The sequence below is a fragment of the Pseudomonas sp. UBA6753 genome (genome assembly GCF_002453565.1).
GTDB classification, from domain to species: domain Bacteria; phylum Pseudomonadota; class Gammaproteobacteria; order Pseudomonadales; family Pseudomonadaceae; genus Aquipseudomonas; species Aquipseudomonas putida_Z.
In genome coordinates, this window is record NZ_DKHD01000053.1 from 171,042 (window position 1) to 184,662 (window position 13,621).

General features: G+C 64.4%; 12 protein-coding genes and 1 pseudogene. 7 read left to right on the forward strand and 6 right to left on the reverse strand.

All coding sequences use genetic code 11. The annotated features are described in order from the left end of the window. Nucleotides 1-26: 26 nt before the first annotated feature. The gene (locus tag B2790_RS20270) at nt 27-980 is read right to left on the reverse strand and encodes a LysR family transcriptional regulator (RefSeq protein ID WP_286919610.1); all 954 of its coding nucleotides are present in this window, start codon (nt 978-980) and stop codon (nt 27-29) included. Nucleotides 981-1,093: 113 nt separating this feature from the next. On the opposite strand from B2790_RS20270, the gene B2790_RS20275 reads away from it, so the two are divergent. Beyond that, the gene (locus B2790_RS20275) at nt 1,094-1,843 is read left to right on the forward strand and encodes a sulfite exporter TauE/SafE family protein (RefSeq protein WP_286919611.1); all 750 of its coding nucleotides are present in this window, start codon (nt 1,094-1,096) and stop codon (nt 1,841-1,843) included. 138 nt (nt 1,844-1,981) lie between these two features. On the opposite strand, the gene B2790_RS20280 is transcribed toward B2790_RS20275, so the two are convergent. After that, the gene (locus B2790_RS20280; protein WP_061552405.1) at nt 1,982-2,833 is read right to left on the reverse strand and encodes a LysR substrate-binding domain-containing protein; all 852 of its coding nucleotides are present in this window, start codon (nt 2,831-2,833) and stop codon (nt 1,982-1,984) included. Between the two features lie 96 nt (nt 2,834-2,929). Here B2790_RS20280 and B2790_RS20285 point away from each other — a divergent pair, with 96 nt between their 5' ends. Next, complete coding sequence (locus B2790_RS20285) at nt 2,930-3,148, forward strand: DUF1127 domain-containing protein (RefSeq protein ID WP_085664898.1); 219 nt, start codon at nt 2,930-2,932, stop codon at nt 3,146-3,148. A 145-nt stretch (nt 3,149-3,293) separates the two neighbouring features. Beyond that, a complete protein-coding gene (locus tag B2790_RS20290) occupies nt 3,294-4,514 on the forward strand; it encodes a winged helix-turn-helix domain-containing protein (RefSeq protein ID WP_286919612.1) in 1,221 nt (406 codons plus the stop codon). Here B2790_RS20290 and B2790_RS20295 read toward each other — a convergent pair. After that, the gene (locus B2790_RS20295) at nt 4,495-5,841 is read right to left on the reverse strand and encodes a class II 3-deoxy-7-phosphoheptulonate synthase (protein WP_003247094.1); all 1,347 of its coding nucleotides are present in this window, start codon (nt 5,839-5,841) and stop codon (nt 4,495-4,497) included. The two genes, B2790_RS20290 and B2790_RS20295, sit on opposite strands and share 20 nt — an antisense overlap. 116 nt (nt 5,842-5,957) lie before the next feature. On the opposite strand from B2790_RS20295, the gene B2790_RS20300 reads away from it, so the two are divergent. Together B2790_RS20300 and B2790_RS20305 are read left to right on the forward strand one after the other, a co-directional pair. Continuing rightward, complete coding sequence (locus B2790_RS20300) at nt 5,958-6,713, forward strand: spermidine synthase (protein WP_025338183.1); 756 nt, start codon at nt 5,958-5,960, stop codon at nt 6,711-6,713. A 389-nt stretch (nt 6,714-7,102) separates the two neighbouring features. Next, a pseudogene (locus B2790_RS20305) lies at nt 7,103-8,816 on the forward strand (DEAD/DEAH box helicase). A gap of 152 nt (nt 8,817-8,968) precedes the next feature. Here the strand turns inward: B2790_RS20305 and B2790_RS20310 are convergent. After that, nucleotides 8,969-9,736 carry a DODA-type extradiol aromatic ring-opening family dioxygenase gene (locus B2790_RS20310; RefSeq protein WP_286919613.1) on the reverse strand — a complete coding sequence of 256 codons (768 nt, stop codon included), beginning with the start codon at nt 9,734-9,736 and terminating at the stop codon, nt 8,969-8,971. Nucleotides 9,737-9,837: 101 nt separating this feature from the next. Between B2790_RS20310 and B2790_RS20315 the strand changes: the two genes are divergently transcribed. Further along, a complete protein-coding gene (locus tag B2790_RS20315; RefSeq protein ID WP_286919614.1) occupies nt 9,838-10,488 on the forward strand; it encodes a thiopurine S-methyltransferase in 651 nt (216 codons plus the stop codon). Between the two features lie 170 nt (nt 10,489-10,658). On the opposite strand, the gene htpX is transcribed toward B2790_RS20315, so the two are convergent. Continuing rightward, on the reverse strand, nt 10,659-11,546 hold the full coding sequence (gene htpX, locus B2790_RS20320) for a protease HtpX (RefSeq protein WP_003259721.1): 888 nt from the start codon (nt 11,544-11,546) through the stop codon (nt 10,659-10,661). A 289-nt stretch (nt 11,547-11,835) separates the two neighbouring features. Beyond that, complete coding sequence (locus B2790_RS20325; RefSeq protein ID WP_023661072.1) at nt 11,836-13,047, reverse strand: pyridoxal phosphate-dependent aminotransferase; 1,212 nt, start codon at nt 13,045-13,047, stop codon at nt 11,836-11,838. A 167-nt stretch (nt 13,048-13,214) separates the two neighbouring features. Between B2790_RS20325 and msrB the strand changes: the two genes are divergently transcribed. Further along, on the forward strand, nt 13,215-13,610 hold the full coding sequence (gene msrB / locus B2790_RS20330) for a peptide-methionine (R)-S-oxide reductase MsrB (protein WP_085590101.1): 396 nt from the start codon (nt 13,215-13,217) through the stop codon (nt 13,608-13,610). The last annotated feature ends 11 nt before the right edge of the window (nt 13,611-13,621 follow it).

Consider the following 13,621-nt stretch of genomic DNA (forward strand, 5'->3'; position numbering starts at 1 on the left):
TGGCACGCGGATCGTTAGTGCGCGCTTTATTCGCGCAGCTCACTGCGCAAGGCCAGGTCCCAGGGTGGAATCGGGCTGAAGCGGCTCTTGAGAAATTCGAGCAGCAAACGGCTGCGAGAGTTCGTTTCATGTTCCAGGCGAAGCGCGTAGATACCGCTGGTTTCCGCTTGGGGCAAGCCACCGTCGCAAAACAAAGGTATCAGCTCGCCACGCAGCAGGTATTCACTGATCAGCCAAGTGGGCAAGTGGGCTATGCCTAAACCGGCGAGGGCGCCGAACAGCAGGGTTTCGGCGTTGTTGGCGGCCATGCGCATGCGTGAGGGGCGGTACAGGCGGGTTTGCCCGGCCACGTTGAAACGCCAGGCGAATGGCGGCGCCAGGCCGTCCCAGTCCAGGCCGTCGTGCCCGGGCAGCTCGCTGGGGCAGGTGGGCATGCCGCGGCTGGCCAGGTAGGCCGGGCTGGCACAGGCGATGCGCACCATGTAGGCCAATGGCGTGGCGACCAGCCGGGTGTCTGCCAGAGGGCCGGCGCGCAGTACCAGGTCGACCTCGCCCAGGTGGCTGCCATGCAGGTCGACGAAGCTGTCGATCAGGCGCAGTTGCACATCAAGGCCCGGGTAGGCGACCAGGAAATCGGCGATGGCCGGGGCCAGGTGGCGGCGGCCGAATGCGGCGGGGGCGTCGATGCGGATCAGGCCTTCGGGGGCATTGCTCAGCGACACCGCTTCGGCGCGGGCCAGGCGCAGTTCCTCGATGATGCGCCTGGCTCGCTCGGCAAAGGCGTTGCCTGCAGGTGTGGCGCGCACGGCGTGGGTGCTGCGGGTGAACAGGCGGCTGCCCACGGCGCTTTCCAGGTTGTCGATGCGCCGGGCCACGGCAGACGGGGTCAGCGGGTGGCGGCGGGCGGTGGCAGAAAAGCTGCCGGTTTCCAGCACATCGAGGAACAGGCTTAGCTGGTCGGACAGGGTATCGGGGCTCATGGCTGCCTTGCTTTTGCGAAAAACGCACAGCCATTGTGCGCTGCTGTGCGTTTCCCCGCCAGCCCGCAATCGTTAGCATGCTCGCATTATGTGTACAGGCGGATGAGGCCCTGATGATCGAGTGGTTGTTGTATATCGTGCTGGGCGCAGCCCTGGGGACCATGGGTGGCCTGTTCGGCATTGGCGGCGGGCTGATCGCGATTCCGGCGCTGGGCGTGCTGTTCGGCCTGGACCAGCAACTGGCGCAAGGCACGGCGCTGGTGATGGTAGTGCCCAATGTGTTGCTGGCGCTGTGGCGTTATCACCAGCGTAACCGCATCGAGCTGCGCCATGCGGTGCCGTTGTCGCTGTGCAGCTTCGTGTTCGCCTGGTTGGGGTCGATCTGGGCGGTGGGGCTGGATGCGCAATCCATGCGCCTGGGCTTTGTCGGCTTCCTGGTGGCCCTGGCGGTGTGGAACGTGGCGCGGATGTTCATGAAGGTAACGCCGCCTAGCGCCGAGTTGCGCTATGCCTGGCCGTGGCTGGGTGTACTGGGCAGCTTTGCCGGCACCATGGGCGGCTTGTTCGGGGTGGGTGGGGCCGTGGTTGCCACGCCGATCCTGACCAGTGTGTTCGGTACCACCCAGGTGGTGGCGCAGGGGCTGTCGCTGGCGCTGGCGGCGCCGAGTACCTTGGTAACCCTGGTGACCTATGGGGTGCACCACAGTGTTGACTGGGGGGTTGGGGTGCCATTGGCGGTGGGCGGCCTGCTTAGTATCAGCTGGGGGGTGAAATTGGCCCATGCGTTGCCGGAGAAGGTGTTGCGGGCGATGTTCTGTGTGTTTTTGGTGGGGTGTGCGGTACTGCTCGGGTTCGAGCTTTGAGATTTTGGGGCCGCTTTGCGGTCCATCGCCGGCAAGCCAGCTCCCACAGGAATTGTGCAGGCCTGCCATGAAGGAACAGGCTTGCACGATCCCTGTGGGAGCTGGCTTGCCGGCGATGGGCTGCGCAGCAGCCCCGGCTCACTTGAACCCTTCGACAATGTAGTCGGCCATGCAATCGGTGATCGGCGAAGGGTTCTGGGTACTGCGCACCAGCATCACATTGGCCACCGGCAACTGCGGCAACCCTTCGCTTTCGCCCAGAATGCGGATATTCCCGCCGATCAGGCTCTGCAACTGTGCGGTCACCGCCAACCCAGCGGTGACAATGGCGAAGATCGCTGCCAGGCTCGGGCTGGTATAGGCGATGCGGTAGTCGATGCCCTGGGCCTCCAGGGCATTGCAGGTCCAGGCCCGGCAGAAGCAGTCGGTGTTGAACAAGGCTACCGGCATGGGGCGTTGCTCCTGCGGGCAGAAGCCTTCCGCGGCGGCCCAGACCAGGCGTTCCTGGCGCAGCAGCTGGCCAATCTCGTTGCCCGGTTCACGGGTGACGATGGTCAGGTCCAGGTCCTGGCGCAGCATCAGTTGTTTGGAGGAGTCGCAATGCACCTCCACCTGCACCAGCGGGTAGGCCTGGGCAAAGCTCGACAGGATGGTCGGCAGGAAACGCATGGCATAGTCGTCCGGCGTACCGATGCGTACGACCCCGACCATGTGCGGCATGCGCAGGGTGTTGAACACTTCCCCATGCAACTTGAGGATGCGCCGCGCATAGCCGAGCAGCACCTGGCCTTCGGCAGTCAACCGCACCTGGCGGCCGTCGCGCTCGAACAGCTGGCGCTGCAGAATGTCTTCCTCCAGGCGTTTCATCTGCATGCTCACCGCCGACTGGGTGCGGTTGACCACCTCGCCGGCGCGGGTGAAGCCGCCCTGCTCGGCGATGGCCACGAAGGTGCGCAGTACGTCCGCGTCGAGGCTCTGGTACTGGGACATTGCATCAATCTCCGAGATGCATGGCATCAGAAACATTCGTTGGATTGATCTTATGCCTGGCAGGAGACTGGAGCCATCAACACGGAGGGCTTCACGATGAAAGGTCATGTCAGCAGCATCCAGCAACCTGTCTTTTCCCTGAACCACCTGTGGCATGCCGCCCTGCAGCGCCCGGCGCGCTGGCTGCAGCTGTACCGCCAGCGCCAGGAACTGGCCAGCCTGAGTGATGCGACCCTGCACGACCTGGGGCTGAGCCGGGCGGATATCCAGCAGGAGGCCGAGCGGCATTTCTGGGATGACCCGCTGCGGAAATAGGCTAAGTTTGTCGTTGGGTTTACCGGCCTCTTCGCGGGCAAGCCCGCTCCCACAGGTACTGCACAATCCTCGAATCCTGTGCTTTACCTGTGGGAGCGGGCTTGCCCGCGAAAGGGCCGGAACAGACACTACAAGGAGTTCAGGCTTGCCCCTCAAGCTGTCCATCAACCAGGCCCGCCGCCTGGCCCTTTCTGCCCAAGGTTTCGGCAAACAGCCGGAATCGGCGCCGACCCTGCCAGCACTCAAGCGCATGCTGCAACGCCTGGGCGTGTTGCAGATCGATTCGGTCAACGCCCTGGTCCGCTCCCACTACCTGCCGCTGTTCTCCCGGCTGGGCAACTACTCGCCTGCCACCCTCGACCAGCTCGCCTGGGGCAGTGGCCGCCAGCGCCTGTTGTTCGAGTACTGGGGGCACGAAGCCTCGCTGCTGCCGCTGAGCCTGTACCCACTGCTGCGCTGGCGCATGGCCCATGCCGCCGATGGCCGTGGCATCTATCGCCAGCTCGCGCAGTTTGGCCGTGAACGCCAGGATGTGATCGCCCGGGTACTGGCAGCGGTCCGCGAACAGGGCGCCCTTGGCGCGGGCAGCCTGTCCACCCGCGAGGAGCGGGCTGGCCCCTGGTGGGACTGGAGCGAGGAAAAGCACGCGCTGGAATGGCTGTTCGCCGCTGGGGAGGTGACGGTCGCTGGCCGGCGCGGCTTCGAGCGGCTCTACGATGTACCGGAAAAGGTCCTGCCGAGGTCGATCCTCGACCAGCCACTGCCCAGCGAGACCGAGGCGCATCAGGGCTTGATGCTGCACGCCGCCACCGCCCTGGGCGTAGCCACCGAGCGCGACCTGCGCGACTACTTCCGCCTGGACCCGGGGCAGGGCAAGGCGGCACTGGCCGAACTGGTGGCTGATGGCCGCCTGCAAGCGGTCGAGGTGCAGGGTTGGAAGCAGCTTGCCTACTGCGCCGGCGCGCCGCGTATCCCCCGGCGCATCCAGGCCAGCGCGCTGTTGTCGCCGTTCGATTCACTGGTCTGGGAACGCAACCGTACCGAGCGCTTGTTCGACTTCCGCTACCGCCTGGAAATCTACACCCCGGCGCACAAGCGGGTGTACGGTTACTACGTGCTGCCGTTCCTGTACCGCGAACGCATCGCCGCGCGCGTGGACCTGCGCGCCGAGCGCGCCCAGGGGCAACTGGCAGTGCACGCTGTGCATGTCGAGGCAGCCGGCCTGGACGAAGAGGGTTACCAGGCCCTGGCCGGCAACCTGCTGCGCCTGGCCAGCTGGCTGGGGCTGGAGAAGGTGCAACTGAACTGCCCGCGTATCGAGGGCAGCCAGTTGCGCCAGGCGTTGCTCAACGCCGCACCTGCTTGAGGGTTTCGGCAATCAGGAACGCCAGCTCCAGGGACTGGTCGGCATTCATCCGCGGGTCGCAGTGGGTGTGATAGCGGTCGGACAGCGCATCCTCGGTGATCGGCCGGGCACCGCCGATGCATTCGGTGACGTTCTGCCCGGTCATCTCGATGTGGATGCCGCCGGCATGGCTGCCCTCGGCCTGGTGCACCTGGAAGAACTGTTTCACCTCATCCAGGATCTGCGCAAAGTCGCGGGTCTTGTAGCCGCTGCTGGCCTTGATGGTATTGCCATGCATCGGGTCGGAGCTCCACAGCACCTTGCGCCCTTCGCGCTCGACCGTGCGGATCAGCCCCGGCAGGTGGTCGCCGACCTTGCCGGCACCCATGCGCACGATCAGGTTCAGGCGCCCGGGGTCGTTGGCCGGGTTCAGCGTGTCGATCAGGCGGATCAGTTCTTCGGGGTTCATGCTCGGGCCAACCTTGACCCCGATCGGGTTGTGCACGCCGCGCAGGAACTCCACATGGGCACCGTCCAGCTGGCGGGTGCGGTCGCCGATCCACAGCATGTGCGCCGAGCAGTCGTAGTAGTCGCCGGTCAGGCTGTCCTGGCGCACGAAGGCTTCTTCATAGTTCAGCAGCAGTGCTTCGTGGGCGGTGAAGAAGCTGGTTTCACGCAGTTGCGGCGCGCTGTCCAGGCCGCAGGCGCGCATGAATGCCAGGGTTTCGTCGATGCGGTTGGCCAGTTGGTGGTACTTGTCGGCCAGCGCCGAGTTGGCGATGAAGTCCAGGTTCCACTTGTGCACCTGGTGCAGGTCGGCAAACCCGCCCTGGGCGAAGGCGCGCAGCAGGTTGAGGCTGGCAGTGGCCTGGTGGTAGGCCTGCAGCAGGCGCTCCGGGTCGGGGATGCGGCTTTTCGCGTCGAAGCCGATGCCGTTGACGATGTCGCCACGGTAGGCGGGCAGGGTGATGTCGCCGATGGTTTCATCGCCCGATGAGCGCGGCTTGGCGAACTGCCCGGCCATGCGCCCGACCTTGACCACCGGGCAGCCGGCGGCGAAGGTCATGACAATGGCCATCTGCAGCAGCACCTTGAAGGTGTCGCGGATTTTCGCCGCCGAGAACTCGGCGAAGCTCTCGGCGCAGTCGCCACCCTGCAGCAGGAAGGCGCGGCCTTCGGTGACCTCGGCGAACTGCCGGCGCAGCTCGCGCGCCTCGCCCGCGAACACCAGCGGCGGGTAGCTGGCCAGGGTCTGTTCGACCTTCAGCAGGTGCGCGGCATCGGGGTAGGTCGGTTGCTGCTGGATCGGCAGGGCGCGCCAGCTGTCGGGGCTCCACGGTTGGTTCATCTCGGGCTCGGTCTTGTCGGTTGTAGGCTATGAGCCATGGTAACAGTTGGCGCTGCGCTTGTTGCATCGAGGGTGTTGACGGACAATGCGCGTTTTTGCGCGGGTGGGTGGTGAGCATGGCGGCGGAACGGGAAGAGCGGCTACTGGCACGGGTGGAGGACGCCTTTGGCGTCATCAGCGTGTATGAAGTCGACGACTACCGCTTTCTGGAATTCGGCGATGCGATCGAGCAGAGCTGCGTGTTCACGGCCGACCCCAGTTGGCTGGAGTACGACTATACCCGCGCCATGCTGGTGGGGGCGCTGTGCCACGAGCAGCCGGAGAGCGCGCTGTTTCTCGGCCTGGGTGCCGGCACGCTGACCCAGGCCTGCATGAAATTCCTGCCGCTGGACGACATCGAGGCCATCGAACTGCGCCCGGACGTACCGCGCCTGGCCATGGAGTACCTGGGCCTGGACGACGACCCGCGGCTGTATGTACGCATCGGCGATGCCCTGGAGCTTTTGCCCACGGCGGAGAAGGCCGACCTGCTGTTCGTCGACCTGTACACCGACCATGGGCCGGGGGTGGGCCACCTGGCGTGGAACTTCCTGGAGAACTGCCAGCAGCAGCTGAACCCGGGTGGTTGGCTGGTGATCAACCAGTGGGCCACCGACGATGGCAAGCCGCTGGGCGCGGCGTTGCTGCGCGGGTTGTACCACCGGCATTACTGGGAGCTGCCGGTGAAGGAGGGCAATGTGATCCTGCTGGTGCCGGCGGACCTGGAGCAGACGCTGGACCTGGATGGGCTGAAAGCCCGGGCCGAGGCGCTGGCGCCGCGCCTGGGATATAGCCTCGAGGGGCTGATCCGCGAGATTCGGCCGGCAACCTGAGTTGGCTTCTTCGCGGGCACGCCCGCTCCCACAGAAATACCACTGTGCTCAAGGGTGGTGAGTATCCTGTGGGAGCGGGCGTGCCCGCGAATCAGGCGACGCGGTATCGCAGACAGGAATCGTTTCAGCCGCACATTGCTGATGGCCCGACACTGGCCAGGCACCCTGAAAATATTCCTCACGTCTGCGCACGATTTCGGGTATAGTACGCGCCGGTCTTTTAGCGGACCGCAAAATCAGGTGGTGCAAACCCTCCGAGTCCAGCTTCGGCTGCACGTCCGCTAGGCGGACTTTCCCACGTTTTCTTTTTCAATCGTTTTCGCAAATCCCCGCCGCCAAAGCTGCCTGGGTGACCTGTCGGTCTTTCATGGCTTGTGCAGCTTTGGAGCATGGGTCTTTGCGGATGCACCTAGAGGCAGACCCATGACCCAGGAAACCGGCGGCTTCGCCGCTCTCGATCTCAATCCGAATATTGTTGCTGCCGTTCTGGCGACCGGCTACGAAGAGCCGTCCGCCATTCAGCAACAATCGATCCCGATCATCCTCGCCGGTCACGACATGATCGGCCAGGCGCAGACTGGCACCGGCAAGACCGCTGCCTTCGCCCTGCCGATCCTCAACAAGATCGATGTGAGCAAGCGCGAACCGCAAGCCCTGATCCTGGCGCCAACCCGTGAGTTGGCGCTGCAAGTTGCTACCGCTTTCGAAACCTACGCCAAGCAGATGCCGGGCGTGAACGTGGTCGCCGTCTACGGTGGTGCCCCGATGGGCCCACAGCTGCGTGCGATCCGCAACGGCGCGCAAATCGTCGTGGCCACCCCGGGCCGTCTGTGCGACCACCTGCGTCGTGACGAAAAAGTCCTGTCGACCGTGCAGTACCTGGTACTGGACGAAGCCGACGAGATGCTCAAGCTGGGCTTCATGGACGACCTCGAAGTGATCTTCGATGCCATCCCGGCCAGCCGCCAGACCGTGCTGTTCTCCGCCACCCTGCCGTCGTCGATCCGTTCGATCGCCGAACGCCACCTGCGCGAGCCCAAGCACGTCAAGATCCAGAGCAAGACCCAGACCGTTACCGCGATCGAGCAGGCCCACCTGATGGTCCACGCCGACCAGAAGATCCCGGCTGTGCTGCGTCTGCTGGAAGTGGAAGAGTTCGACGCGCTGATCGCCTTCGTGCGTACCAAGCAAGCCACCCTGGACCTGGCCTCCGCGCTGGAAGCCAAGGGCTACAAGGCTGCCGCGCTGAACGGCGACATCGCCCAGAACCAGCGTGAGCGCGTGATCGACTCGCTCAAGGATGGCCGCCTGGACATCGTTGTCGCTACCGACGTCGCTGCCCGTGGCCTGGACGTTCCGCGTATCACTCACGTGTTCAACGTCGACATGCCGTACGACCCGGAGTCCTACGTACACCGTATCGGCCGTACCGGCCGTGCTGGTCGCGATGGCCGTGCACTGCTGCTGGTCACCCCGCGTGAGCGCCGCATGCTGCAGGTGATCGAGCGCGTAACCGGGCAGAAAGTTGCCGAAGCCCGCCTGCCGAATGCCCAGGCCGTGCTGGACGCCCGCATCAAGAAGCTGACCTCGAGCCTGGCGCCGCTGGTTGCCGAAGCGGAAGCCACCCACGGCGAGCTGTTCGACCGCCTGACCGCCGACCTGGGTTGCAGCGCGCGTGCCCTGGCTGCTGCCCTGCTGCGCAAGGCCACCAATGGCCAGGCGCTGGACCTGGCTGCGGTAGAGCGTGAGCAGCCGCTGGTGCCGAGCTTCGCCCCGCGTGGTGAGCGTACCGAACGTGGTGAGCGTGGCGAGCGTCCGGAGCGTGGTGACCGCGAGCGCCGTGCGCCGATGCCGCTGGCCGAAGGCCGTGTGCGTTGCCGTACTGCCCTGGGTGCCCGTGACGGCATCGCTGCCAAGAACCTGCTGGGCGCGATCCTCAACGAAGGTGGCCTGGCCCGTGACGCCATCGGCCGCATCCAGGTGCGCGACAGCTTCAGCCTAGTCGAGCTGCCGGAAGATGGCCTGGAGAAGCTGCTGTCCAAGCTCAAGGACACCCGCGTGGCTGGCAAGCAGCTGAAGCTGCGTCGCTACCGCGAGGATTGATCCTGGCGCAATGAAAAAATCCCCGGCTTTGGCTGGGGATTTTTTTTGCCTGTGCCGGCCTCTTCGCGGGCTTGCCCGCTCCCACAGGTGCATCACAGCTCTCAAGACCTGTGGAGGACTTGTGGGAGCGGGCAAGCCCGCGAAGAGGCCCTTCAGTCGAACCGATAAATGTCCATCCCCAACGCCCCCAAGGTAAACCCTTGGTGCACCACCCCGAACTTGCCCCCAGCCCCCAAGGCAAAGAACAGCGGCAGGAAATGCTCTTCACTGGGGTGGTTACGCGCCGCAAACGGTGCCTGCTGCCGATAACCCAGCAGCGCTTCCTGATCATCCGTCCGCAGCTTTTCCACCACCCAATCCCTGAACGCCAGTGCCCACGGCTCGATCACATCCGGCCCGGCATGCCAGTCCAGTTCGCCCAGATTGTGGGTAATGCTGCCCGAGCCGATCAGCAGCACGCCCTGGTCGCGCAAACCTGCCAACGCCTGGCCTACCTTGACCTGCAGCGGCGGCCCCATGTGGCTGGGCAGTGAAACCTGCACCACCGGAATATTCGCATCCGGGTACATCAGCGACAGCGGTACCCAGGCGCCGTGGTCGAACGGCCGCTGCGCGTCCAGCCGGGCAGGCAGCCCGGCAGCCTGCAGCAGCTCACTGACCTGGCCGGCAAGTGTGGGGTCGCCCGGCGCCGGGTATTGCACCGCATACAGCGCCGGTGGGAAACCGTAGAAGTCATGCCAGGTCTCTGGTCGTGCGCTGCCGGTAACCAGCAGTTCGCGGCTTTCCCAGTGCGCCGACACCACCACGATCGCTTTCGGCCGGGGCAGGGCGTTGGCCAGCCCGGCCAGCACCGGCCCGCTGGCGCCGGGTTGCAGGGCAAGCATGGGGGAACCATGGGAAATGAACAGGCTGGGCAGCATGGCAGGGTCCTGAGGGTTAAGATGCACTCATCTTCGATCAACTACAGATCGAAATCCAAACCAACTTTTACCGACAAACCATCAAAAAATCGGGAGTGATCATGGAGCCAGCGTTCTGGCAGCAGCGGTGGGCCGACGACCAGATCGGCTTTCACCAGGCGCAGGTGAACCCCTATCTGCAGAAGTATTGGCCAACGCTTGGCCTGGCGCCGGGCAGCCGCGTGCTGGTGCCGTTGTGCGGCAAGAGCCTGGACCTGGCCTGGCTGGCCGGGCAGGGGTACCGCGTGTTGGGCGTAGAGCTGTCGCGGCGGGCGGTGGAGGCATTCTTTGGCGAGCATGGGCTTGAAGCCGAGGTGCAACAGCGGGGGGCTTTCGAGATTTGGCGCAGTGGTGACGTGGAGCTCTGGTGTGGGGATTTCTTTGCGTTGCAGGCAGAGGATATCGGCGACTGCGCGGGGCTGTATGACCGGGCGGCGTTGATTGCCTTGCCGCCGCAGATGCGTGTGGCTTACATGCAGTTGTTGTCGGGCTTGCTGCCGGCGGGTTGCCAGGGGGTGGTGGTGACTCTGGATTATGACCAGGCTTTGCTGTGCGGGCCGCCGTTTTCGGTGGGGGATGAGGAGCTGCGGCAAGGGTTTGCCGGGTGGCAGGTGGATGAGCTGGAGGCTGTGGAAGTGATTGAGGAAAGCCCGAAGTTCTTGCAGGCCGGAGCTTCCAGTTTGTTGGAGCGGGTGTACCGGGTTAGCCGATGACAGGTGTGTAGCCTGTTCCGGCCCCTTCGCGGGCACGCCCGCTCCCACAGGTCTTCCATAGGCCTTGAAAACTGTGGGGTACCTGTGGGAGCGGGCGAGCCCGCGAAGAGGCCGGCACAGGTGTACAAAAAAAGGGCGACCGAAGTCGCCCTTTGTTTTTACCGGTTGGATCAACCGCGACGGCGCAGGGCCTCGATACGGTCTTCCAGCGGCGGGTGGCTCATCAGCAGCCCGGCCAGGCCGTGCTTCAGGCCACCATTGATGCCGAAGGCCTTCATGGTGTCGGGCATGTGCACCGGCAGGCCTTGCTCCACGCGCAGGCGCTGCAGGGCGCCGATCATCGCCGCGGTACCGGCCAGCTGTGCACCGGCTTCGTCGGCGCGGTATTCGCGGCGGCGCGAGAACCACATCACGATCATGCTGGCCAGAATGCCCAGGATCAGCTCGGCAACGATGGTCGCCACGTAGTAGGCAATGCCCTGGCCTTCTTCGTTCTTGAAGATCACCTTGTCGACGAAGTTGCCGATGATGCGTGCGAAGAACATCACGAAGGTGTTCACCACGCCTTGCACCAGCGCCAGGGTGACCATGTCGCCGTTGGCCACGTGGCCGATCTCGTGGGCCAGTACTGCGCGCACTTCATCGGGCGAGAAACGCTCCAGCAGGCCCTGGGACACGGCGACCAGCGCGTCGTTGCGGTTCCAGCCGGTGGCGAAGGCGTTGGCCTCGTACGCCGGGAAGATACCCACCTCGGGCATCTTGATGCCCGCTTCACGGGACAGCTCTTCGACCGTTTGCAGCAGCCACTGTTCGTGGCGGGTGCGCGGCTGGCTGATGATCTGGGTGCCGGTGGTCATCTTCGCCATCCACTTGGAGATGAACAGCGAGACGAGGGAGCCGGCAAAGCCGAACACGGCGCAGAACACCAGCAGGCTGCTGAGGTTCAGGTCGACCCCGTTGGCGGCCATGAACCCGTTGAAACCGAACAGGCTCAGGGTAATGCTTGCAACCAGCACCACCGCGAGGTTGGTGGCTACAAACAACAGAATGCGCATCATGGTTGTTACGTTCTCCTGACGGATGAGTTGTCGCTTACTGCGGGGTATATAAGGGGCCTGCCGTGCCGATTCAATCGGGCGACTATTTCAAACTGTGTACGGCGGAGTATGGCAGAGGATGGCGCGGGGGCTGTGGGATAGAGCGTTGCAGGATGTAAGAAACATCCTGTGGGAATGTTGGGGCTGCGTTGCAGCCCATCGCAGGCAAGCCAGCTCCTACAGGGGACCCCACAATCTTCAGCCTGTGGGGATCCTGTGGGAGCTGGCTTGCCGGCGATGAGGCCGGTACTTACTGCGAATAAGTCCGCAGGAAGTTGCCGATCCGGCCAATCGCCGCCTCCAGGTCATCCACCCGCGGCAAGGTCACCACGCGGAAGTGGTCCGGCCACGGCCAGTTGAACGCCGTACCCTGAACGATCAGCAGCTTCTCCGACAGCAGCAGGTCGAGCACGAACTTCTCGTCGTTGTGAATCGGGCAAACCTTCGGGTCGATCTTCGGGAATGCATACAGCGCACCCATCGGCTTCACGCAGCTCACGCCCGGGATGTCGTTCAGCAGCTCGTAGGTGCGGTTGCGCTGTTCCAGCAGGCGACCCGGTGGCAGCACCAGGTCGTTGATGCTCTGGTAGCCGCCCAGCGCGGTCTGAATGGCATGCTGGGCCGGCACGTTGGCGCACAGGCGCATGTTGGCCAGCATGTCGATGCCTTCGATGTAGCTTTGCGCGTGGTGCTTGGGCCCGGAGATGATCAGCCAGCCGGAACGGAAGCCCGCCACCCGGTACGACTTGGACAGGCCGTTGAAGGTCAGGCACAGCAGGTCGGGGGCCAGCGATGCGGTGCTGATGTGCACGGCTTCGTCGTACAGGATCTTGTCGTAGATCTCGTCGGAGAACACCACCAGGTTGTGCTGGCGGGCCAGTTCCAGCATGCCCAGCAGCAGCTCTTTGGAGTACACCGCGCCGGTCGGGTTGTTCGGGTTGATGATCACCAGGGCCTTGGTGTTCGGGGTGATCTTGGCCTTGATGTCCTCGAGGTCGGGGAACCAGTCGGCCTGCTCGTCGCACAGGTAGTGCACCGGCTTGCCGCCGGCCAGGCTCACGGCGGCGGTCCACAGCGGGTAGTCGGGGGCCGGGATCAGCACTTCGTCGCCGTTGTTGAGCAGCGCCTGCATCGACATCACGATCAGCTCGGACACACCGTTACCCAGGTAGATGTCCTCGATACCGACGCCTTCGATCTGCTTCTGCTGGCAGTACTGCATCACCGCCTTGCGCGCGCTGAACAGGCCCTTGGAGTCGCTGTAGCCCTGCGCGGTGGGCAGGTTGCGGATCACATCCTGGAGAATTTCGTCAGGCGCCTCGAAGCCAAACGGCGCCGGGTTGCCGATGTTCAGCTTGAGGATGCGGTGGCCTTCCTCTTCCAGGCGCTTGGCGTGCTTGAGCACTGGGCCGCGAATGTCGTAGCAGACATTGGCGAGCTTGTTCGATTTGCTGAACTGCATGATGGGATCCCGATTGAGAAAACGCGCTACGCCCCGCCGAAAGGTTTGAAAGGGCAGGAAGCGGGTGCCAGACTGAACGCCTGGCACACGAAGCCAACTAATATACGTGCCACCCGCGCCCCGGAAAAGACGGTGCGCAGTGAAATTCAGCCTGCCGAGGTCCCTACATGCAAAAGATCGAGAAAACCCTGGAACAATGGCGGTCGATGCTCGACCCCGAGCAGTACCAGGTGTGCCGCCTCAAGGGCACCGAGCGGCCGTTCAGCGGCAAGTACAACAGCGAGCGCCGCGACGGCATCTACCATTGCATCTGCTGCGGCCTGGCACTGTTCGATGCGCAGACCAAGTTCGATTCCGGCTGCGGCTGGCCGAGCTTCTACGCCCCCATCGAGGAAAGCGCGATGATCGAGATCCGCGACACCTCCCACGGCATGATCCGCACCGAAGTCACCTGTGCCCGCTGCGATGCGCACCTGGGCCATGTGTTCCCCGATGGCCCGCCACCGACCGGCCTGCGCTACTGCATCAACTCGGTGTGCATCGACCTGCGCCCGCGCGACTGACCGGAGCCCGA

Excerpts from the sequence above, each read along its gene's own strand:
- B2790_RS20270 (WP_286919610.1), bottom strand. The coding sequence starts at position 980 with ATGAGCCCCGATACCCTGTCCGACCAGCTAAGCCTGTTCCTCGATGTG.
- B2790_RS20275 (WP_286919611.1), top strand. The coding sequence starts at position 1,094 with ATGATCGAGTGGTTGTTGTATATCGTGCTGGGCGCAGCCCTGGGGACC.
- B2790_RS20280 (WP_061552405.1), bottom strand. The coding sequence starts at position 2,833 with ATGTCCCAGTACCAGAGCCTCGACGCGGACGTACTGCGCACCTTCGTG.
- B2790_RS20285 (WP_085664898.1), top strand. The coding sequence starts at position 2,930 with ATGAAAGGTCATGTCAGCAGCATCCAGCAACCTGTCTTTTCCCTGAAC.
- B2790_RS20295 (WP_003247094.1), bottom strand. The coding sequence starts at position 5,841 with ATGAACCAACCGTGGAGCCCCGACAGCTGGCGCGCCCTGCCGATCCAG.
- B2790_RS20300 (WP_025338183.1), top strand. The coding sequence starts at position 5,958 with ATGGCGGCGGAACGGGAAGAGCGGCTACTGGCACGGGTGGAGGACGCC.
- B2790_RS20310 (WP_286919613.1), bottom strand. The coding sequence starts at position 9,736 with ATGCTGCCCAGCCTGTTCATTTCCCATGGTTCCCCCATGCTTGCCCTG.
- B2790_RS20315 (WP_286919614.1), top strand. The coding sequence starts at position 9,838 with ATGGAGCCAGCGTTCTGGCAGCAGCGGTGGGCCGACGACCAGATCGGC.
- htpX (WP_003259721.1), bottom strand. The coding sequence starts at position 11,546 with ATGATGCGCATTCTGTTGTTTGTAGCCACCAACCTCGCGGTGGTGCTG.
- B2790_RS20325 (WP_023661072.1), bottom strand. The coding sequence starts at position 13,047 with ATGCAGTTCAGCAAATCGAACAAGCTCGCCAATGTCTGCTACGACATT.
- msrB (WP_085590101.1), top strand. The coding sequence starts at position 13,215 with ATGCAAAAGATCGAGAAAACCCTGGAACAATGGCGGTCGATGCTCGAC.